The organism is Paenibacillus arenosi, from assembly GCF_014841135.1.
Classification (GTDB): Bacteria; Bacillota; Bacilli; order Paenibacillales; family Paenibacillaceae; genus Paenibacillus_B; species Paenibacillus_B arenosi.
The window spans coordinates 1-21,983 of the sequence record NZ_JACYTN010000012.1; the positions used below are offsets into that span (position 1 = coordinate 1).

Genomic DNA, 21,983 nt, shown 5'->3' on the forward strand with positions numbered 1-21,983 from the left:
CCTCCAGCTTCCTTCAGATTCTGCCTCACGACAGACACCCTTGCTCTTGGCTAACGGTAGGCGTTCGCCAGCCCCCGTTCGGGACTTTCACCCTAGAGATGACGCCCATGCTGGGCGTACAACTATAAGACTTAACAATTACACAGTTAAGTCTTTACCATCTTTTACAGTCCATCTTCTCCGATCATTTGCTGTTCGATTTTCTTCATCTCATAAAAGTAGCCTCTTTGCTCCATCAACTCCGAATAGGAACCCGTTTCAACGACCTTACCTTGGTCCATGACTAAAATTTGATCCATCTCTTCTAATCCGGTAAGGCGATGACAAATCAATAGCAGCGTGTCATTAGCCGCTTGTGCGTAAAGGTGCTTCAAAGCGTGCTGCTCTGTCACATAATCCAGCGAGGAGGTAGGTTCGTCCAACAGCCATAATCGTCCTTTGCGAAGCATAGCCCGCGCTAGAGCCAGCCGCTGCTTCTCGCCGTCAGACAAGTTCTCCCCTTTTTCATATACGATATCGGTCAATGACTTACTCGACAGCTGTACTTTATCCAACACATCCAACAGTTGTTCGTCAGCATGTTCTTCTCCATTTAATAGCAGGTTGTCCCGGATCGTTCCTCGGAAGAAATGACTTTGCTGCAGTACCACATTAGCCGAACTCCATATACTCGTTTCATCCAGTTCCTTCACCGAAACATCGTTGAATCGTATATCGCCAGCCGTTGGTGTACGCAGCTTGAGCAGCAAATCGATAATGGTTGATTTGCCTGACCCGCTTGGTCCGACTATTGCCGTTTTGGAGCCAGGTAAAATATGCAGCGACAAATCTCGGAGCGCAGGTCTCCACTCCCCTTCATATTGAAACGTAACACCAGATAGCTCGATCGAAGCGGCATGATCAACAGACATCGCGCCGCTTGGCTGTGAAGTCTGCACATCAAAGGCTGGCACCGTTTCCGTCAGTCGATTAGCAGCGTGTTCACTGTCTTGCTTATACGCAGGTAATGTCGCCATTGCAGTCGCTTCTTCGTATACGGTTAGCGCGGCCATGACTAACATGGCAAGAAATACACCTGCAAGTGCCCCATCCATAATTAAATAGGCTCCAAGAGCCAGCACACCCCAGGAAATGAGAAACGTAACAAAAGCGTGCATCGATTGCCCGCGCAGCAAGTGCGCGGCTGCTCGTTGCTGTTCATTTGCTAAAAGAGCTGAGGCTTGCTGAAGCTGCTGCTCTCGCTGTGCCAATTGCCCGTATACTTTCAAATCTCGGAAACCATACAATACTTCGGTTACTTCCGTAGAAAGTAATGCCCGTTGCTCGCGAACTCGTCCATGTATTTTCCGCTGACCTAACAAAACAATTCCCGGCACAACTAGTGCCGTTGCCAGCATTCCTAGCACAAACAAGCATGCAATCCAGAACGAAAAGGCCGAAGTAAACAGGATCGTAGCCAAAAATACCATGACGACAATGATTGGTGGATATGCGACTCTCAAAAAATAGTGCTGCAAGCTTTCTACATCCCCAACGATCCGCGCAAGCAGATCTCCACTCCGATGTTTGTTAAATATCCCCGGCGTTATTGGAATAAGCTTGGCAAAAAAAGAGGTACGCAAACGGCTAAGTATGGAGAATGTAGCCCGATGTGAATATAAGCGTTCTCCGTAACGACTTGCCGCCCGAAGCAGACCAAGCAATTTAACTAGCGATGTGAGCACAATTAGTGTGTAAAGCGGTGGCGCAAATACCGTTTGCGAGATCAAATATCCGCTAGTGGAAAAGAGTATCACACCAGCTATGCCGGCAATAAATCCGCCCAAAATGGAAAGGACGATATCTTTACGCTCCTGAAACATAGCCTTCGACAAAACAGCCAGCTCATTCATGCTAATCCCCTCCCCCTTTTCGTTGGACATCAATCATTTCAGCATACTGAGGTAGGCGCTCTAGGAGTTCGTCATGTCGTCCCGAATCTACTAGCACTCCATTGTCCATAAATAAAATGTTATCGGCATGTTGAATCGTATATAATCGGTGAGCGACCGTAATCATCGTAGCCGTTTTTGCAAGTTCGGCAATGGAACGTTGCAGTACCCGCTCGGTGTGCAAATCCAGTCCCACTGTTGGTTCATCAAACAAGATGATGGCAGGCCGTTTCAAGAAAGCGCGCGCCAAGGCAAGCCGCTGCTTTTCTCCACCAGACAGTCCTCTGCCTCCTTCACCAACAAACGTATCCAATCCCTGCTCCAATTGAGCAACGAGTTCACTAAGTCCTGCATCCTTCGCTGCCTGCTCAATTTGAGCTCTTGAGACGTTACGACCTGCAGCAATCGAAATATTTTCAGCAAATGTGCCTGCAAAAATATAGGGATGCTGTGTAATGTAGCTGACATGTTTGAACCATGCTGTTTCATCGTATTGTGAAAGTGGGATTCCATTCACCCGAACCGTACCCGATTCTGGCTTCAGTAAACCAGCAATGAGATGCAGCAAGGTTGTTTTACCGGAACCACTTTTTCCAACAATGGCAATCTGTTCTTTCGGGCCAAGAGAAATCGAGCCTGTCTCAAGTTCAAATGAATCAGGTGTATATTTAAAGCGGATATGATCCAATTCAATAGATGGTGGCATGGGTAGTAGCACTGCATGAGCTGTCTGGGACCTATCTACCTGTTCCATTTCATTACTGCTATTGCTAGATGCGCCTGCTTCTATAATTACTTCTTGCTTGCCATCCAGGTTGTTGTTTTCCCCTTCTGTTGCAGCAAGCATTTGTTCCACCTTACGTATTGCTCCCATACTTGTTCGACCGCTATGAAAAGCGGTCCCCATATTTTTTAATTGGCTATAAAACTCGGGAACGAGCAGCAATACGAGAAAGGCGGTGTGGAACGTCATCGATTTGAACACGAGAAGTTGGATTGCCAATTCTAGAGCAACAATACCGATGCTTAACATCACGATTGATTCCAGCATGAACGTATTTGTAAAAGCAATCTTCAAAATACCCATCGTCGCATCACGGTAACTCAAACTGCTGCGTTCAATCTCTTTCTGCTGACGCTCAGCCCGTCCAAATATTTTTAACGTAACCAGCCCTTGCAGAGAATCTAGAAACGTACCTGAAAACTGGGCCAGTTCCGCATATTTTTCTTCTGATTTATTTTTTGTTTTTAGCCCTACCAAAATCATGAATATCGGAATAAACGGAGCTGTAAACAGCATAATGAAGCCTGTATTGGCATGCAGCACAAAGGTAACGACCAAGATCAGAATCGGGATGATAGCAGCTTCCATCATACGCGGCATGTACAGACTGAAGTAACTGTCAGCCTCATCCACAGCATCCAGCGCAATGCTGACCTTCCCTCCTGTCTGTCCACGAAGGGTTGAAGGCATGGAAGCATGGGCCAAGCTTTGCAGCACCGCTGCTCGCATATTCGTTTTGGCATTGGCAGCCATATGCAAACCAATTCTGCCATTTCCATAAGACAACAACGTTCGTACTGCCATAACCGCTAGCAGTATACTGAGCAGCATCATAAGCGATGTTAATGAAGCTTCCTCCACAAAAATCCGCTGAACGGCTTCAGCGAGCAGCGCGGCCTGACTAACAATGGCCGCACCAAGTGCGAGCGAAATGACCGTGAGGAGGGCCATACGTTTCCTTTGTGAAGACATTTGCTGAGAAATCAGACTGGATTTCTTTTTCTTCTTCACAGATCTCTCCTCCTTTGTAATAAGCCTGTAGAGAAACCTCTAACAGGCCGTAATAGATAAAATAACTTTATTTTTTTCCTTTTACATAATCCGCATCAAACAAGAACAGTTTGAAGACCAGAAGAAGTGAAGGAATTAACATGCACAATCCACCGATAAACACAACAACTAGCGCCATGCCCATCGCAGGTGAAGTTGCGCTGCTCTGAACGGTGATGTATGGATCAAGAATGTATGGATATTGCCCAATCCCGTATGCGAAAAAGGCAGTGAAAAATTGCAGCATGACACATATAAAGGCTAATCCGTAACGGCGTCCGTTATAAAGCAGCCACATCGCGATCATGAAGAACGCGACCGAAAGCGCGAGCAACCACCAAAGATCCATCATATTTTGAAAATGCCGCTCGTTGTGTTGTCCCAAATAAATAAAGGCAGTCAATGCGATAATTATCGTCGGTGTGCTCCAGAACAGAGCATAGCCCCGAATTAGTTTCAACGCGGCATGATCCTCTGCACGAGAAGCGTAAAAGGCTAGGAATGAGCTGCTAATAAACAACACGGACACAATCGCAAGTCCAACGATGCTCCACGATAACGGATTGGTAAATAGCGCCCAGTAATCCAGAGAAACCGTCTCACCCTGCTTTACAATAAAGCCGCCTTCAGATAACGTTAGTGCGACTGACAACGAAGCCGGAATAAGCAAACCTGTTGCCCCGTACAAGAAGAGAAACACAATGTTTTTCTTAGAACCGTAATTTTCAAAAGCATAGAATGAACCGCGAATCGCGAGCAATATAACGGCAATGCTCCCCGGAACAATCAGTGCGTTGCCATAGTAATAGGCCGTATCCGGAAAAAATCCAACGATGCCAATATAGAAAAAGACAAAAAATACATTCGTAATCTCCCAAACGGGTGATAAATAACGGGAAATCAGACGATTAATCAAGTGATCCTGCTTCGTCCAGCGTGCATAAAAGGCGAAGAAACCCGCCCCGAAATCAATGGAGGCTACAATTAGATAGCCATATAAGAACAGCCAGAGCACCGAGATGCCAATTAGCTCGTAACTCATCGTGTGGACTCACCCTTTTCAATAGATTGATTGCGCTTCTCCTTCATCCATTTCTCCATTTCAACTTCTGGTGGATTATTGTTGAACAAGCGTCTGAGTACAACCACACACATGGTGCCGAGTACGATGTAAAGAAGCAAAAAGACGAAAAATAAAATTCTAATGCTCGGTGATGTTGTAGCGGCTTCCTCTACACGCATATATCCTCGGATGATCCACGGTTGCCGCCCGATCTCTGCATAGAACCAGCCCAGTTCAACACCCAAAAATGCGAGTGGTGCACATAGTGCGATGAGACGAAGCATCCACTTGTTAAGTTCATTGCGCTTTTTCCAGAACACAAACAAGAAATACAGTAGCGCAATAACGAGCAGTGCAAATCCGACTCCGGCCATCAGATCAAACAGGTAGTGAACGAGCAGCGGCGGCCATTCATCCTTAGGGAATTCCTCCAGTCCGATTACCTCTGCGTTAAAATCACCGAAGGCTAGGAAGCTGAGTACTTTCGGCAAGTGCAGCGCCCCTATTATTTCATGCTGTGCATTTAGCCAACCCATTAATATCAAATCGGCGCCTTTTTCAGTCTCAAAATGCCACTCTGCCGCCGCAAGCTTCTCTGGCTGATGTTCTGCCAAAAACTTGGCGGACACATCTCCTGCTAGCGTGTTGAGCAAACCGAACACCAACACAAGCACCATCATCAGATTCAACGCTTTTTTGTGATAGGCGGACACACCTTTTCTCAGCATCGTAAAGGCTGCAATTGCAGCTAACAAAGCAGCTCCTGTCAAATAGGCTGAACTTAATACATGGAACACCTTGGAGAACGTCGCTGTATTCATCATCGCTTGCACCGGGTCAACCGCTGTGAATTGACCTGCTTCCATGACAAAGCCTCCAGGCTGATTCATAAATCCGTTTACTGTTGTAATAAATACAGCAGACATACATGCCCCGATCACAATCGGGATTGTTAGCAGCCAATGGATATACGGATTTTTGAACCGATCCCACGTATACAAATAAATACCGAGGAAGATAGCTTCAAAGAAGAACGCGAATACTTCTAGGAATAACGGGAGTGCAATGACATTCCCGGCCATTTTCATAAAATTCGGCCATACCAGAGCCAGTTGCAGTGAAATCGCCGTACCAGTCACGACACCAACTGCAACTGAAATGATAAATCCACGTGTCCACCTTTTCGCCATTAATGTGTAATGGGGATCTTTTTTGCGAATCCCGATAAACTCTGCAATAGCGATCATTAATGGTACACCGACGCCAAGCGTCGCAAAAATAACGTGAAACGCTAACGTCATTCCTGTTACCAGCTTGCTCCACATCACCGTATCAATTGCCATTCTATATTGCCACCTTTCAAATTTCTGCTCCATTTTCGTTATAAATGGATACTTAGTTTTAAGTCTGTAAGCCGTGAGGCTTCATTCCATATCTAGTTCGGTCAGGCTCAAAAATATCCTTGCATGTTCCGTTTTCATTTAATATGAATTCCTCTAAATACAAGCTCCTCGAATTTGATATGTAATATGGGATTTTTTTCACAAAACGAGACGTAATGATATCTTCTCACACGTTTATTGAGTTTTACCCCATTCGTTACTGGTTGAAGCGGGATCTGATGACCTGTATGAACCTAGTACGGAATGCAGTCAAAGTACTAGACGAGACCTAATAGCTAAAATTAGTATAGCTTTGTTACGAAGCATTTCAATCAGTGACACATCTTTGACCCTAAATGTTCAAGAAAGCGACACCTCTTTCTGACAACTCTGTGAAAAACATCACATCTCTCAATGGGACCATTGATTGATTTGCTCCTGTGTATTGCTGCAAGTCTTCTCCCCTTTCGAATGCTGCTAATTGTCCGTTGAAAATGGCACATCCATGCCTTGGCTGTTAATACTCGTAAAAAACCGTTCCACCTTTAATTAGGGGAACGGTTCGATATTTGGATATCTATGATACAATCATTTCTTCATTCTTCATTCCGGTGCGTTTGGACCCACATCATTCTTTGTAAGCGGTTTACGGCTGATAGCCGCATTTGAAAATTCATCAGCGCCCACATCGGTTTGTGAGCGTAGCTGACCATCCATATCATCTGTCACATTTACTCGCTGCTCAAGCTGGCTGTCGATTACTGCTTTATTTATAGCTGGGCTGTTGGCAGATAGTTTATGCAAATCGTCAGAAATGGTGAGAGCTGGATTGACGGCCACGATTTCTGACGGTCCACGCGAGGTATTATTCAATGTGCTTCCAAAGCCGATATTGCCCTTAAAGACGGTGTCTGTAATGCTGTTTTCCTCATATAAGATGCCCGTCTGGTTAGAAACGATATTGTTGGCTATCCAGCTGCCATTCGGAGCGTATTTTTTCGTTGAACCGACCGTAATGCCGACTGTACTGTTAACGATGGTGTTATTTACAACAGTGGCACGATACACTCGCCATTGTTTCTTTAAATCATCTTCTGTATGATTCGGTGCCTTACCGTCTGTACCTCCGTCATAATCGCCACTATCCAAAAATATCGCCTGACTTGTTATACCTTGAAAATAATTGTTATAGATTTTATGATCATTTCCATATACTCGAATGCCAAGCACCTTTTTCTTACCATCTCCAAAGAAGAAATTCCCGTAGAACTTATTATTATGCCCATGTCTGGCTGTCAGTCCGCCACTGTTATTTCGGAAAGTGTTGTACCTAACTTCATTGTCACCTGTTTTTACAGACACGACTTCCTTATCGGCGTTACAATCCTCGAATAGATTGTATTGGATTTTAATGTGACCAGAGGTTAAAGAAATCTTCGATATTCCAAGACGAATCACTTCATTGCCGTTATCTTTAGTAGACGATGTTTGGTGGAAATGGTTGTATTCAATCACGTCGCGCTGAGAAATTTCTTTAATTTGTCCATTATTATATCCGCTATAAGCAATTACTGGCTCAGAATCGGTTTTTCCTTCGAAATTGTTGCGATCAATCCGATTGTCGGAACTACCTTTACCCTTGATCTCCAGCCAGATCATCTTATTTCCAGTTGCAGGAACGGCAAACGTATTGCGTGTCAGTCGGATGTTGTTCGAGCCGTCAAGCTGAACCGCTATACTGCGGGTGGCAGTTCCGGTGTTCGTGATTTTAAGGCCCTCAACGACTATATGCGAGGAACGAACAATTTGTAGTACTTCAGCACCAGCAATAATCGCTTGTCCACGGTTGGCGGCTTTAATCGTAATCGGACTATTTTTGCTACCATGCTTACCACTGATCTGCAGTGCTTTGATTCCTGTATAGATGCCGTCTGCCAACACAATGGTTGTCCCAGCAGTTGCTTGGGCAATAGCTCTCTCCAACTGAGCAGAAGTCGACACATTAACTACCCCGGTTTTAAGCGCAGCGTCATATACTACGTCTGTTACTCCAGGCGCTCCACCTGCTGGCTGATTGTCCGCTAACGAATAACTTGTTACGGGAAGCAAGGTTACTGATAATAAGGTCATTAGTAATAATCGTCTAACTTTACTAGATTTTCTCAATACGGTCACCTCTGTATATAATTGTAATATTACTCTCTATATATAACCTTTTTTTGGTATAAAGTACATTTAAATTTGCACAAAATTAAAAAATAGGAACATGGAATCAATTGATAAAGGACGCTTTACCTATAAAATTGTACAAAAGCCGATTCCGTATGATACGAAATCGGCTGGCTATGTCCCAACTTGATTTTCAATTTCTACAATAAATAATCTTCGAATTCTCTCTTACATGACCGTAACTTTTGACAAATCGACAACCCACAAACCTTTAAGTGCAGCATAGGTCAACTTATCCATCGTCGCGCCGTCAAAACAGACGGTTTTGAAATCAAGGTAAGATTTGTTGGTCATCGAAAAAGGAAGGCGGAATGATACGTTCTTGAGTGTTGATCCCTTAAATGAAACCTCGTTCAGTGCAGATTTGTTAAAGTTGACACCGATAAATGTTTGCCCATCAAAATGATTTCCCCTCAAGTCGCAATGCTTAAAATCAACGCCGTTAAAGATGCAGTTCTCAAAGTTTACTTTTCTAAGGTCGCTCTTTACAAGAGTGACGTCGGTCAGTTTTACGTCTTTGAAAGTTGCTCCGTCCAGCCCGGACGTGCTGAATTCAGTGCGAACAAGGATTGTTTTATGGAAGCTCGCATTTGTCAGGTCCATGGTCGATAAGTTACAGTCCGTCAGATTTGCGTTGTCAAAAATGGCTCCATTCGCATCGCTCGTTGCAAACGAGCTACCAGTCAGGTCTGCTTTAGTAAAATCAGCTCCGCGCAAGGAGTTCACTTTGAACTTTCCCTTGTGTAAAATGACGCCAGCAAAATCGCTTTCCTGCAGATCAATCGCATGCAGGTTTATTGGTACTGGCCTTTCCAGTGAACGGGAGAGGTTCGCTACCTCTACTATTGTTTGCTCGATGTCACCGATACTATCAATGCTCATCTTGAACGCTGTTTCATCGTCTTTACCCTCAGCTCTGAGTTCACGATACCGTTCCTGTAAATCGGAGAGTAAGTCGGCTTTCAATTCGGAGACGCTTTTCACCTCGCCATATGGCGCAAAAACGCTATTTAAATAGTCCGTCAATCTATGATTCATCACTACAACTCCCCTTTATAGCAAGTTTTCTAACACGCGCTTTGCAAATTCCCAATTGCTTATGTTACGGGCGTATGTATCTTTTCCCTTAGCGGTAATTCTAAAATATTTACGCCTTCCGCCCTGTGATTCATCGCCCCAGTACCATTCGATATCCCCCTCGGCTTCAAGTCGCCGGACGCTGGAGTACATCGTTGCTTCCTTTAATTCATAATTGCCGCCTGAACGCTCGGCAATTAGCTTGACGATCTCATAACCGTATCGATCAGCTTCGGACAGTAGTCGTAAAATCATCGTATCAGTATGTCCGCGCAGCAGATCGGATGTGATCTTGTTCTCGCTCATTCCATCACCTCAATAACAACATGATAAGATATATTACTATGTCTGTAAAGGTAGTGTTTTTGTTGTTATACTTTCCCTGAAAAATTTGTTACCGCTATTAGCATCAAATGATTTTCAATATGCAGCTAGCACGTATTGTGATGGTCGGGTTAAGAACAGAGTACATTCTTTCCTTCTATGAAAGACTACGCTATCCCAAGAATTAAATAGCATGAATGAAATCCTAATTTCTTCACTCAGCATGTCAAAGACTTGCCTGTAGTTATGAAATGATCATATACTAACTGCCAGTATCGCAGATTCACCTACCCCTTAAGTTAGTCATAGAGTTACCACCAATTCACTTCATTTTCATCCTTTATGGTTCACGTCAAACACCTCAACAATGATTTCATAAAAAGTCTATCTTTCTTTTTCGTTGATCAATGCTGATTTTGTCTTCGTAATCAACCAACTTGTTTATTTGAAGGATATAAAGATCTGGGATTAATGATGAGAAATAGTAGAAGTAGGTCATATTTAATTTGCTTGAGGGCGAGTATAAGGCAGATTAATTATACATATGACAAATTACTATGAGGAGGTAATTCGAATATGAAGAAGCGTCTTATGAGTATTATGGGAGTTGCTTGTCTTTCTCTTACACTGTCGGCCTCTGCATTCGCATCAATTTATAGTTTTAGTTTTTCGGGAAGTTTTGTGGGCAGTTTAAAAAAACCGGTGCCATGACTGTTACCTCATCTAATTCCGCTTATGTCAATCCTAGTGTTTCCTCTGCTCCAACGACATATTATTTAGCCCCAGGTAATAACAATGATACAACTATAGCTGCAAATTGGATCACCGACGTTTCAACAGCGGGCAAACGCAGCTTTACTTATAATTCCGGCTATGGAGGAGTGGGTACTAGCATTAAATTAGCTGGATACCCATCAAACTATAACTTCGGGGCATATAGTGTAAATGGAACTTGGTCACCATAACTTTTTCACAACAGTACAGTAAAATAATTGTCAGCAGATGATGCAGGTGTACTCGCCACCTGTATTTTCTACTGTTCTATGAATAAAAGGAGGACACAACGATCACAATGCGAACATTACTATTATTAGCGGCAAGCTTAATGTTCTTGTTGTCTATTACTGGCTGCACGCGTACCCAAGACAAACAACAACGGGAACCGACATCTGAAACTGTAGATTTACCTACTTACTTGCAATCCGTGAAACTTCCAACAAATCTCACGACAGCCTTTGATCCATCTGCGGTGAAGTCCATCGACTCTGCCAATATCTATATCACTCGACATTTGGAGCTTGATCCCGAGAGCGTTACAAAGCATCTTCTTCGTGGAGAAATTGTAGAGCATATTCCGCAGGCAGTAGGACCAGGGTTTAAAGCTAAGAAAGAAGGCATGATCGAGTATTTATACGTATATGATGGAGGCAAAAGCTTCGGTACAAAGTCTGATGTGAATGGCGGTTTATCGTACGGTGTCGTTCAAGAGGGCTTACACGATCTTTCGTCTTCATCTGTTATTGGCATATCGGCTGGGTCACCCGACATGAATGAGCAGTTAAACGAAAACCTGACTAGAAGTAATTATCAATCCTACACGGATTTGTCCTTTGAGACGTATGCTGATGCACTTGCGGTTGTAAAAGACAAATTAGATAAGATTGGTCTCCCAAGACTAGATGTTGTAGAAGCGTATTCGATAGACTTGGAGACGGTCGAGAGACACTATGCCCTGTACCGAGAAAATCTGAAGAACCGCAATATGGAGAATGAAGAGAGAGAAATTCACTGGTCGAAAGATGATGAACGATACCTGATCCATTATAGACAATTAGTTGATGAAATACCTGTGACGAATGTGAAATGGGAGTCAGCAACTGGCGCAAGAACGGACCATTTGGGCAATTACATGCCAACGACTGTTATCCAAGTTGAATATGCTAAAGATGGTATTGTTCGTATTGGTGCAGGTAATCTCTACGATATCGATCCTGCAAAAAGTGGAAAGAAGCAATCTCTCATCCATGCAGCAGAAGCTCTACGTGTGTTACTCGATGAATATGATGAACTTATCTTGAATGAAGGCACAAGAATAACGACCTTAGAATTGAATTATGTATCTATCCCAGAAGGAGATGCTGGAAGTTACAAACTAATACCGGCTTGGGTCATGGATATTGCAAAGCCAGATACTTATAAAGACCCTCAAAGTGGAGCGTCTATTAATTATGATCTGTATGGTCGGTATGTTGTCAATGCCATTACAGGTGAAAAACTGTCTGGGATGAGGTGATGAATCCATGAAGCTGTTCCTCTCTCTGCTCCTAGTGAATCTATCTCAAGCGATTCTGACCATACGATTCCTTGTATGTGTTTGTGGTGTCACAGCTTTACTCTTCGTTACCTCCTATGGCACAATCGACTACCTTGAAGATGTTAAGTCTGTAGTTATGTTGAGTGGTGGTGGGAATTTCACTTTAGTAGTAGGCATCATTCCGCTCATTCCATTTGCCCTAACCTTCGCTTCTGAGTGGGAAGAGCGAGCCTCCAGCTTCTGGATTATACGTGCTGGAGTAAGTAATTACGCAATCTGCAAAGTTATTGCCGGTGCAGTATCTAGTGTTCTAGTAACTTTTCTTGGTATTTGGTTATATGCCGTGTTACTGATGATTAAAATACCTTTTTTCACGAATTCAAATACTGGAGATGCATATGCTCCTTTGTTAGAAGCTGGTCAACCTGTACTCTATCTGCTTGGTACATCTGCTCATCTTGCTTTATCTTCCGCCATATTTGGCGTAGCAGCTCTATGGATATCTACATTTATCCCTAATCGATTTACTGCTATTGCACTCCCGGTAGTGGTATACTTTGTATGTTTGCGATTAACCCGATTTTGGGAATTGCCTCCTTATATGATGATAGGCACAATTATGGAGGGCACTTACCATGCAGGCACACCGCTTATGGCCTTTCTGTTCAAGCTGATGACGGTTATCCTATTATGTCTGCTTATGGGATATGGTACAGTTGTACAGATGCGAAGGAGGGTGCAGAATGACTGATCTGAAAAATATATGGGTATGCGCGGTAATCAATTTCAACAAATGGTCTGTTACCCCGCGCATGTATACAATAGCTGCGATAATCGCGGCATTTATGATATGGCTCTTCTCATGGTTATCTGACTATGTCGATGCTGTAGGCGTTGCGGTAACGCCATGGGTATTCCCGTTTATGCTTACCACGCCGGTCATGATGATTATCTATGGATGCTTGACTGCGCTATTCTATTGTGATGCTCCCTTTACAGACAGCCACACCCCCTTTCTGGCCATCAGAACAAGCAGACGCATTTGGATAATAGGGCAGATTCTATATATTGTCTTCGCAGGATTCATCTATACTGCTTTCTTTGTGTTCATGTCCATGCTTGCGTTATTCCCTAATGTACAGTTCAGTGCGGACTGGGGGGCTGTACTGAAAACGATCGCTTACGATCCTGCGAGCATGACCAGATATGGCATTGAAAATATGGTAAATATAGAAGGTCAAATCATAAGTTTATTCTCTGCTATTGAAGCGATGCTTATTAGTTTTGGACTATTTTGGCTCGTCTCCATATTTATAGGGGTGTTGATCCTATGCGGCAATATCGTCTTCGGGGGAATGAGCGGACTCATTGCGGCAGGACTGTTCACCTTTATTGCTTACTTCTCCATCTATGTCGGCAATATTACTCATGGAAATATCCTCTTTTTCTTATCTCCCCTGAATTGGAGCAGCATGTACTATTTGAATTGGGGCGGGATGGATAAGTTTCCTACACCGATCTATGCGGTGAGTTGCCTTATGACGTCGATTGTAGTGATGAGTGTAGTAGCAGTAGTGGTATTCTGTAAGCGAGACATGGATATACGTGAGAGGAGGCTGTAACATGACATCCTATATGATTGAAATAACCGATGTATCGAAGCGGTTTAAAGAAGCAACTGCATTGAATAAGGTGTCCATTAAGTTTGAGAGAGGGAGAATTCATGGCGTCATAGGTCGCAACGGTTCTGGTAAGACCGTTTTGTTCAAATGCATTTGCGGCTTCATGCAGCCTAGTTCCGGCCACGTGCTAGTAGATGGTCAACCCGTACAGCCTACGAAGGCGCAAGAGATTGGGATTATTATTGAAGACCCTGGATTCATCGGCTCATTCAGTGGCTTCAAGAATTTAAAGCTGCTAGCCTCCATCCGCCGTCAAATATCTGATGAGACCATCCGTGAGACGCTGGTACGCGTCGGACTTGATCCGCACAGCAAGAAGCATGTACGCAAATACTCTTTGGGCATGCGGCACCGGCTAGGCATCGCTCAAGCCATTATGGAGAAGCCCAAGCTGCTCATTCTGGACGAGCCTATGAACGGATTAGACAAGCAAGGGGTACTCGAAATTCGCGAACTGTTAAAGGAATTAAACAGAGAAGGTATCACTATCTTACTTTCCTCCCACTATGCTGAAGACATTGAAGTACTGTGCGATACGGTTTGCGAGATGGATGGCGGAGTGTTATCGGTCATTCGATGATTGGGAAAACTACTGAGCGAGAGATACCATAAGGATGATTTCGACAGCCTAGCTTGAATCATCCTTACGGTACCAATATTTCAGATCACAATGAATGTAATGCAAATAAAGCTCTGGAGCTCCTGAACATAGGTATACAAAAATTATGATCTGGTCATTAACGGAAAAGTCATTCCCTTTTTTGTTTTATATACGTAGTCATATTCTCTTTGTTTTATTACTTCCACCATTGATCGAATGGTGATACCGGTAGCTCCCGCTTATGTTGTGTTTTCGTGTAGCGGTCTTCAATTTGCGACTTCGCCTCAGGAGCTACTTCGTTTCCGACAAGATACTCATCAAGCACAGCATACTCTAATCCAAGCTCAGTTTCATCGGCTTGCAGCGGCTTGTTGTCGAGAAGATCGGCGGTTGGTGTTTTAAGATACAATCGTTCTTCTGCATGTAGTTCAATTAACAGTTCACGTCCTTGACCTTTTGTAAGTCCAGCTAACGGGAGCAAGTCAGCTCCACCATCCCCGAATTTAGTGAAAAAACCAGTGATCGCTTCGGCGGCATGATCGGTTCCAACAACTAAACACTGATGTTCTCCTGCTACAGCATATTGTGCAATCATACGCATTCTTGCCTTTACGTTCCCTTTGTGGAAATCCGTAAGGGATTTACTGTCTGCCTTCTCATAAGCTTCTACAAACACATTTACAGGAGCTTCAATATTAAAAGTCAACGAGCGGTCAGGCTTTATGAATTGCAAAGCCAGTTGAGCATCGTCCTCATCTTGTTGGGTTCCATAAGGTAGACGGATCGCAATAAACGTTGCTTCATAGCCTTCTGCACGAAGCTCTTCAACCGCCAATTGTGATAATCGTCCTGCGAGTGTCGAATCCTGCCCTCCGCTAATGCCCAGAACAAATCCTTTCGCCCCCGTTTTTCGGCAATAATCTTTAAGGAAATTCACTCGAACACGAAGTTCTTCCGACGGTACAATCTTTTGTTGTACATGCAATGCGTTGATGATTTCAGTTTGCTTATTCATATCGTGCTACCTCTTTCATGATTTGTATAGTTGATTGTTTTGAATGTAGTTATACACCTTATCAGGAACCAAGTAGCGTGGTTCTCCACCCATCCTGAATTCGTCTCTAATATAACTAGAGCTAATCTCCATGGCTAATCCCTTGTCGATCAAATGAAACGTATGGCCATCGTCTGCATTTCGAAGAATGGGAGATTTGCTTATGGCAGACAGCATATTGATACCGTCTCTCGCCATGACAATAAACTTATTTTCACGAATGAGCTCTTCTGCCCGTTTCCATTTGCCTTCACCGATATCAACGAGAAGATCAGCGCCCATAATGAAATACACTTCGTCATTCGGATATCTCTCACGAAAATGATTCATTGTATGGTAGGTTGCGATTTCCCAAGCGGGTTGATTCATTTCAAAATCGTCAATTTGAAATTTATCGTTTCCCTCAACCGCAATGTGAACCATGTTAATACGATGTTCATCAGAAACATGAATTGGTTTATCTTGTCGCTTGCTGGAACAAGGCAGAAAGATTACTTTATCAAGCTTGCAGCGATGTGCTACTGTGCTTGCTGTCCAAAGATGGACATTCGTGATTGGGTCAAAGGATGATCCATATATTCCGATTTTGGCCATCGCATACAGCCTCCTTTTTGTACCTTCACCATTTAGGCTTCGAGTGCTGCTTGAACTTTATTTCGAACTTCTTCAATTAATCGCATCTTATTATTCCAGCATGCTTGACTGAGATTAACAGGGTATTCTGCTGGATTGAGCGTACGTTTATATTCATCCCACAACAATGTGAGATTTTCTGTTACAAAGGTCCTGATTTCTTCAAGCGTAGGTAAATCGTATACTAAGTTTCCATGTTCAAAGATGGTGTGATGAAGCTCTTTCGCTTCAAATTCCGTTACAAATTTGGCAATATACGTATGGACGGGATGGAACATGTGCAAACGTTGTTCATTCTGCGGCTCTTCCTGTTCCAGTGCAATGTAGTCACCTTCCGATTTTCCATTAGCTTTGTTAATAATTCGAAATACACGCTTGCGACCTGGGGTCGAAATCTTTTCAGGATTCGAGCTGATTTTGATCGTATCGACCATCTTTTCATTTTCGTCTTCAATCGAGATTAACTTGTACACAGCCCCCAAAGCGGGTTGATCATACGCTGTAATCAGCTTTGTGCCAACGCCCCACACGTCAATTTTAGCCCCTTGTGCTTTTAGGTTCATGATCGTGTGTTCATCCAGATCGTTCGATGCATAGATGTTGGCCTGTGGGAAGCCTGCCTCGTCCAGCATCTTACGAGCTTCTTTCGATAAATACGCTAAATCTCCGCTATCTAGTCTAATACCCTTAAAGTTGATACGATCACCAAACTCTTTTGCTACTTTAATGGCCGTAGGGACACCAGATCTCAGTGTGTCATAAGTATCAACGAGGAAAACGCAGTCTTTATGCGTTTCAGCATAGGCTTTAAATGCCTTATATTCATCTCGATAAGCTTGTACCATAGAGTGGGCGTGTGTACCCGAGATTGGGATTCCAAATAACTTTCCTGCTCTTACATTCGACGTTGCTTCGAATCCTGCAAGGTATGTAGCTCTCGTCCCCCAAATCGCGGCATCCATTTCTTGTGCTCTGCGAGTTCCGAACTCCATGCAATTATCCTCAGTGGTTACTTGTTTAATACGTGAAGCTTTTGTTGCCACAAGAGTTTGGTAGTTAATGATATTAAGTATCGCGGTTTCACATAATTGTGCTTCTACGAGCGGGGCTTCAATTCGCATAATTGCTTCATTTGCAAATACCAATTCCCCTTCTTTCATCGAACGTACGCTGCCTGTGAAGCGTATAGTCTTAAGGTAGTCTAAATATTCCTCTCTGTATCCTTCTTCACGAAGATAATCCACATCACTCTTGGTAAAACGGAAGTTATGCAAATAACGAATGACTCGTTCTAAGCCCGCAAAGATCGCATATCCGTTCTGGAACGGAAGCTTACGGAAGTACACTTCAAACACAGCTTTCCGATTATGGTCGCCATTTTGCCAATAAACTTGTGCCATATTAATTTGATATTTATCGGTATGCAGCGCGAAACTGTCATCACTATAATTGAGTACAGGAAGCTCGAACTTATTCATCTTCATTTCCCTCCTTTTTTACGACAGCAGCTCCAAGCGAGCCTTTGAAATGTCTAAGTGCCCATACATGACCTTCGGCATCAAAGCTTGCAACCGCGTCTTCATACACAACAATATGGAAACCTTTATTGTAAGCATCTACGGCGGTATGAAGTACGCAAATATCCGTGCAGACCCCTACAAGATGAAGCTCATTTATTCCTCTTGCTCGAAGCTGCAGTTCTAAATCCGTCCCAGCAAATGCACTGTATCTTGTTTTGTCCATCCAATAGACATGCTTGGCGTCTTTATTGACTTGATACAAATCCTCCAGGTCTCCAAAAAGTTTGCGACCATCACTACCCTCGATATTGTGTGGTGGAAATAGTTTCGTTTCGGGATGAAACGGATCATTCTCTTTATGCGTGTCGATAGCAAAGACAACAAAATCGCCGTCTTGAATAAATTTTTTCGTAATGTCAGTAATTCGTTCAGCAATCGCTTGCCCTGGAGCCCCACAAGTTAATGCCCCCTCGCTAGCAACGAAATCCTTTGTATAGTCGATATTAATAAGTGCTTTTTTGTTTTCCATGCTCTACTCCTCCTTTTAATTTAACTAATGCGTAATTGTTAATTGTATATTGTAAAAAAGAGTAGTGACAACAAGTTATTGTAGCACTTTACTCATTACGCGTCGACTTGCGTAATCGTGCTCCTACTTATTAGACACCATCTTTTCTTACCTACTGTAAATCAATTATATTTTGGTATGATAAATGGATTTGTTTAGATCCATATCAATGAATCGGTACAACTGTGTCGGTCGTTTCGAGGTGCGCGTTGTTTTCTGACCGGCAACCGCTTCGATAAAGGGCAAAGATTTGATTTTTCTTGCAAATGCCGATTCCATCGCAATGGCAGAATCATCAGTGACCGTAAGGAGAACGGCTTGAAGCTCTGAGTATGTGAATTGTTCAGGTAGAAACTCCTTTGCTACCGTCGATTCGAGCAGCTTCTGACGAATGACATGAATCGCGTCAGTGATGATTTGTGCGTGATCAAAAGCCAGATCGAGATTCATAACCTCTTTTACGGAGAACAACTGAACATCTGCAGCATCATCATTTGCCTGTCTTTGGGACAACTTATGTTCGGGAACGATTGCAAAGTGTGCGTTCGTAATCATCCACCCTCTTGGATCACGCCCTGGTTTATCGTACACTCCATAATGTTCGAGGTGAATGTTTTCAACGCCTGTTTCTTCTTGCAGTTCACGTTTGGCACTTTCATAGGCAGTCTCATCTGAGTTTACGAATCCACCAGGTAAGGCCCACTTCCCTGCTTCAATGTTGGGCTGGCCTTCACTGTTCAGCATACTCCTCTGAATGAGCATAATCTTGAGATCCATCACAGGCGGCTTGAATTCTTTGATGGTAACAGGCAATATGGTAAATACGGCAATGTCTGATGTATAACCATCTGGTGTACGATATTGTTTTACATCATACTGTGCTAGAGCTTCTTTATTTGACATGTATAAGGACAACCCTTTCATTCTCTTAACAATTATCAATGTGTTAATTATATAATAATAGTAGTTCCTACATTTGTCAACGTAGATATTATCTATTTCTTAATTAGCCCTTTTTCCTTGACATTTGATGACGACAAAATAACTTGGAGGCCTTACTCTTATGAAATTTAATCAAGAAAGTATTTTGAATGTTGCAACTAGTGAAGAACATGCTGGAGATTTTCCGAAGGTTGTGCACGGTTTTAAACAATTAGGAATTGAAAAGTATCATTTTATAGTGGATCGTGGCGTTTATGTTTTTACAGATGGTAATATCAGCATAGAAACACAACTAAATGGCATCCCTAAAAAGGTCAATGAAATCTCCTCCAAGGAAGGAATTCAGAGCGCAATAAATAAAGCCCAAAGCGGGCAAATCGAATTTGAAACATTTATTACGTTAGCCGGAGAAGCAGGTATTGCTTATTGGACTGCTGATTTAATTAAAATGGAAGTGGCTTATATGGATACATCTAACCACATCATAGTTGTTGAGCCTATCCCCGCATATAAGGGCTAATCAGTTCTTACCTACATCTACCTAGACATCAGCTTTTTATAATAAAGGTGAAGACCAGTTGTTGTTGCAACTGGTCTTCTAGGCCTACCTTTTAATAACAAGCAAAGTTATTGATCCAACACCTGTTCAAACTTGTCGAACCATGCACTCCAGCCGTACTTCGCGCCTCCGAGTCCATGCTCATTTGTGAATCCAGTTTGTTCAAGATGAAGGTTAACCTTGCCTTCCCCTAATTCCTGTAGCGTCCAAGTGACCGTATGCTTCTCATTTCCGGTAGCCCAAGAATAGGACAACCTGTGTGGTGGTTCCACGGTAAGTACTTCACCGTCAACAATTCCATCCCAATATTCGGATGGCTGATGGCGGAATTGAAAACGATAACCTACGATAGGCTTAAAATCATTTTCCGTGATCCACTTTGCTAACTTGCTTGAATCGGTTAAGGCGTCCCAAGCTTTCTCAATCGAAGTTGTATACTGATAATCCAATTCTAATTTTAAACTCATTCTTCTTCCTCCTCTAATAGTTGATTCAAACGCATCATATTCATACTCCAGTATTTACTGTAGAAAGAGACCCAATCTTGAATTTCTCTGAGTGGTGAGGCATTAAGTCTAAATCGCGTTTCTCTGCCGACTTTGCGATCAAGTACTAGCCCGGCCTCTTTGAGAATGGTTAAATGCTTGGATACCGCTGTTCGGCCCATTGGGAACTGTACCGTTAAGTCATGGAGCGGTAACTCCTCAGCCTCTGCTAACAGATGAATCAGTTGACGCCTAGTTGGATCTGCAATCGCGCTAAACACATCCCGCGACAGTTTGTTCTCGCTCACAACACCCTCTCCTTTTATCAAGGGACAGCCAGTAATGTTATCGGATCTAACGCCTGCAAGGCATGGACCCCTAAATGGACAACTTTTCTTGTCTTTTGATTATAGGATACCAATTGGTGTTGTGTCAGCCTCTACTATCATTATTGCTTAATACCCATAAAAGGAATCCTTTTTAATATTCTGTTTTGAAACCTGCTTGTTTTGTAAATAGCTTGAAATCGAATCTACCATTGACTTTGGCCCTGCAATAAAGTACTTACCATTGTTTTTATATAAGTCATTAAATTTGTCTATTTCCTGATGTAAGTCATCTCTTGAATCCAAATAAGTTACACGTATGGAAGTACGGCTAGCCAGTTCATCAAGTTCATTTTTGTAGATAAATGACTGACTGCTATCTAAATAAAGTAGCTCTCTCTCTTTCCTGCCCGCCCACCTTTCTGCCTCCATCTGTTTTAGAATCGACCGATATGGTGTAATGCCAATTCCACCTGCAATTAGTAGCGAAGGAGTGTTGTCATCTAACTGAAAAGTCCCCACAGGTCCGCTCATCTTCACTTTCATTCCCCGTTTTAATTCTAACAACGCTTTCTTATAGTCACTTGGATCATCGCCGATACGCGTTGTTATTTTAACGATATTTTCTGTAGGAGCAGATGCAATGCTAAATGGTTTTGTAGCATTTTTGGTGGCTCTATGCGTAATACTGAATAGACCATATTGCCCTGCTTTCCAGGTTAAATCGTTCCCTTTTTCAAATAGAAAAGAATACACATCTTCTGATTCTTTCTGACTCTTTAAAAATAACAGCTCTCTCTTTTTGAATATCGAGAAAAAATTTTTAAAGAAACTCATTCCGTCATCTCCCTTGATTCACTTCGCAGACCGTACGTATCAGGTTACATTTTAATTGCGATTAAACGGACACCATATGGTGACGCTTTGATTTTAGGACACCTTTCGGTGTCTTGTCAACTAGGAATTAAATTCCACATGAGAACGTCTCTGTTAATGGAACATTTGAGCATTTTTATCACAAATAGAGCTTTTTCTTGGAAACGAAATTTTATTCGTCAAAGATTGCGTGAATTTTTACGCAGCAGAAATACCTTTTCAGACAAGTCCTATCATTACATAGGTCATTAAGCTTATCAGATGGCCCTTAATAAGCTTGTTGATAATAGTTCTAAAATCTCAGTGCATAAATGTAAGCGATTGCATTATGATAGAGTTGTCTACGATTCCTCAGTCTATACTCAAACGAAGTTCCTACCGCTCAACTAAAAGTAAGTTCACTCATCTGTTAAAGCAACCTAGCACCGACCCCTACCCCATCCTGCTCTATTAAAAAGTCCCAATTGATTTCATCATTACGTATCCACATCGTGTATAAGCTCAGTAGAGTTTATATAAATCAACTGAAAAGGAGTTGATATTGTAAGGAATAAATGATTTCTATGTATGTCAATGTGAATGA

The 21,983-nt window shown here is 42.8% G+C and carries 21 protein-coding genes; 6 read left to right on the forward strand and 15 right to left on the reverse strand.

From position 1 onward, the window contains the following. Positions 1-164 precede the first annotated feature (164 nt). The 7 genes from cydC to IFO66_RS14480 form a co-directional block, all read right to left on the reverse strand. Complete coding sequence (gene cydC, locus IFO66_RS14450) at positions 165-1,892, reverse strand: thiol reductant ABC exporter subunit CydC (RefSeq protein WP_192025833.1); 1,728 nt, start codon at positions 1,890-1,892, stop codon at positions 165-167. Between the two features lies 1 nt (position 1,893). Further along, positions 1,894-3,687, reverse strand: a complete 1,794-nt coding sequence (gene cydD / locus IFO66_RS14455) for a thiol reductant ABC exporter subunit CydD (protein WP_192025925.1) — start codon at positions 3,685-3,687, stop codon at positions 1,894-1,896. A gap of 106 nt (positions 3,688-3,793) precedes the next feature. Then, positions 3,794-4,807: a cytochrome d ubiquinol oxidase subunit II gene (locus tag IFO66_RS14460; protein ID WP_192025834.1), complete on the reverse strand. Its 1,014-nt coding sequence runs from the start codon at positions 4,805-4,807 to the stop codon at positions 3,794-3,796. After that, on the reverse strand, positions 4,804-6,171 hold the full coding sequence (locus tag IFO66_RS14465) for a cytochrome ubiquinol oxidase subunit I (protein ID WP_192025835.1): 1,368 nt from the start codon (positions 6,169-6,171) through the stop codon (positions 4,804-4,806). Before IFO66_RS14465 ends, IFO66_RS14460 begins: the two co-directional genes overlap by 4 nt. A 642-nt stretch (positions 6,172-6,813) precedes the next feature. Continuing rightward, a complete protein-coding gene (locus tag IFO66_RS14470) occupies positions 6,814-8,376 on the reverse strand; it encodes a polysaccharide lyase 6 family protein (protein WP_192025836.1) in 1,563 nt (520 codons plus the stop codon). A gap of 231 nt (positions 8,377-8,607) precedes the next feature. Continuing rightward, positions 8,608-9,477 (reverse strand): pentapeptide repeat-containing protein, encoded by an 870-nt coding sequence (locus tag IFO66_RS14475; protein WP_192025837.1) that lies wholly within the window; start codon positions 9,475-9,477, stop codon positions 8,608-8,610. Between the two features lie 15 nt (positions 9,478-9,492). Continuing rightward, the gene (locus IFO66_RS14480; RefSeq protein ID WP_192025838.1) at positions 9,493-9,822 is read right to left on the reverse strand and encodes a PadR family transcriptional regulator; all 330 of its coding nucleotides are present in this window, start codon (positions 9,820-9,822) and stop codon (positions 9,493-9,495) included. 594 nt (positions 9,823-10,416) lie between these two features. On the opposite strand from IFO66_RS14480, the gene IFO66_RS24115 reads away from it, so the two are divergent. The 5 genes from IFO66_RS24115 to IFO66_RS14500 all read left to right on the forward strand — a co-directional run bounded on the left by IFO66_RS24115 (position 10,417) and on the right by IFO66_RS14500 (position 14,416). Beyond that, on the forward strand, positions 10,417-10,551 hold the full coding sequence (locus tag IFO66_RS24115) for a hypothetical protein (protein WP_273015453.1): 135 nt from the start codon (positions 10,417-10,419) through the stop codon (positions 10,549-10,551). A 361-nt stretch (positions 10,552-10,912) separates the two neighbouring features. Then, positions 10,913-12,133 carry a hypothetical protein gene (locus IFO66_RS14485; protein WP_192025839.1) on the forward strand — a complete coding sequence of 407 codons (1,221 nt, stop codon included), beginning with the start codon at positions 10,913-10,915 and terminating at the stop codon, positions 12,131-12,133. A 7-nt stretch (positions 12,134-12,140) separates the two neighbouring features. Beyond that, positions 12,141-12,905 carry a hypothetical protein gene (locus IFO66_RS14490; RefSeq protein WP_192025840.1) on the forward strand — a complete coding sequence of 255 codons (765 nt, stop codon included), beginning with the start codon at positions 12,141-12,143 and terminating at the stop codon, positions 12,903-12,905. Then, positions 12,898-13,776 carry a hypothetical protein gene (locus IFO66_RS14495; protein ID WP_192025841.1) on the forward strand — a complete coding sequence of 293 codons (879 nt, stop codon included), beginning with the start codon at positions 12,898-12,900 and terminating at the stop codon, positions 13,774-13,776. The genes IFO66_RS14490 and IFO66_RS14495 overlap by 8 nt, the downstream gene beginning before the upstream one ends. Before the next feature lies 1 nt (position 13,777). Then, positions 13,778-14,416, forward strand: a complete 639-nt coding sequence (locus tag IFO66_RS14500) for an ABC transporter ATP-binding protein (RefSeq protein WP_192025842.1) — start codon at positions 13,778-13,780, stop codon at positions 14,414-14,416. Positions 14,417-14,633: 217 nt separating this feature from the next. Here IFO66_RS14500 and nadE read toward each other — a convergent pair whose 3' ends face one another. The 5 genes from nadE to IFO66_RS14525 form a co-directional block, all read right to left on the reverse strand. Further along, complete coding sequence (nadE, locus tag IFO66_RS14505; RefSeq protein WP_192025843.1) at positions 14,634-15,452, reverse strand: ammonia-dependent NAD(+) synthetase; 819 nt, start codon at positions 15,450-15,452, stop codon at positions 14,634-14,636. Between the two features lie 15 nt (positions 15,453-15,467). Beyond that, positions 15,468-16,085 carry a nicotinate (nicotinamide) nucleotide adenylyltransferase gene (nadD, locus tag IFO66_RS14510; protein WP_192025844.1) on the reverse strand — a complete coding sequence of 206 codons (618 nt, stop codon included), beginning with the start codon at positions 16,083-16,085 and terminating at the stop codon, positions 15,468-15,470. Positions 16,086-16,117: 32 nt separating this feature from the next. Then, positions 16,118-17,602: a nicotinate phosphoribosyltransferase gene (locus tag IFO66_RS14515; RefSeq protein ID WP_192025845.1), complete on the reverse strand. Its 1,485-nt coding sequence runs from the start codon at positions 17,600-17,602 to the stop codon at positions 16,118-16,120. Further along, positions 17,595-18,173 (reverse strand): cysteine hydrolase family protein, encoded by a 579-nt coding sequence (locus IFO66_RS14520; RefSeq protein ID WP_192025846.1) that lies wholly within the window; start codon positions 18,171-18,173, stop codon positions 17,595-17,597. Before IFO66_RS14520 ends, IFO66_RS14515 begins: the two co-directional genes overlap by 8 nt. 165 nt (positions 18,174-18,338) lie before the next feature. After that, the gene (locus IFO66_RS14525) at positions 18,339-19,115 is read right to left on the reverse strand and encodes an NUDIX hydrolase (RefSeq protein ID WP_192025847.1); all 777 of its coding nucleotides are present in this window, start codon (positions 19,113-19,115) and stop codon (positions 18,339-18,341) included. Positions 19,116-19,275: 160 nt separating this feature from the next. Between IFO66_RS14525 and IFO66_RS14530 the strand changes: the two genes are divergently transcribed. Beyond that, positions 19,276-19,674 (forward strand): DUF1398 family protein, encoded by a 399-nt coding sequence (locus IFO66_RS14530; RefSeq protein ID WP_192025848.1) that lies wholly within the window; start codon positions 19,276-19,278, stop codon positions 19,672-19,674. Positions 19,675-19,781: 107 nt separating this feature from the next. On the opposite strand, the gene IFO66_RS14535 is transcribed toward IFO66_RS14530, so the two are convergent. From IFO66_RS14535 to IFO66_RS14545, 3 genes are all read right to left on the reverse strand, one after another. After that, positions 19,782-20,180 (reverse strand): SRPBCC family protein, encoded by a 399-nt coding sequence (locus IFO66_RS14535; RefSeq protein ID WP_192025849.1) that lies wholly within the window; start codon positions 20,178-20,180, stop codon positions 19,782-19,784. Then, the gene (locus tag IFO66_RS14540; protein ID WP_192025850.1) at positions 20,177-20,506 is read right to left on the reverse strand and encodes a metalloregulator ArsR/SmtB family transcription factor; all 330 of its coding nucleotides are present in this window, start codon (positions 20,504-20,506) and stop codon (positions 20,177-20,179) included. Before IFO66_RS14540 ends, IFO66_RS14535 begins: the two co-directional genes overlap by 4 nt. A 147-nt stretch (positions 20,507-20,653) precedes the next feature. Further along, on the reverse strand, positions 20,654-21,361 hold the full coding sequence (locus IFO66_RS14545; RefSeq protein ID WP_192025851.1) for an FAD-dependent oxidoreductase: 708 nt from the start codon (positions 21,359-21,361) through the stop codon (positions 20,654-20,656). Between the last annotated feature and the right edge of the window lie 622 nt (positions 21,362-21,983).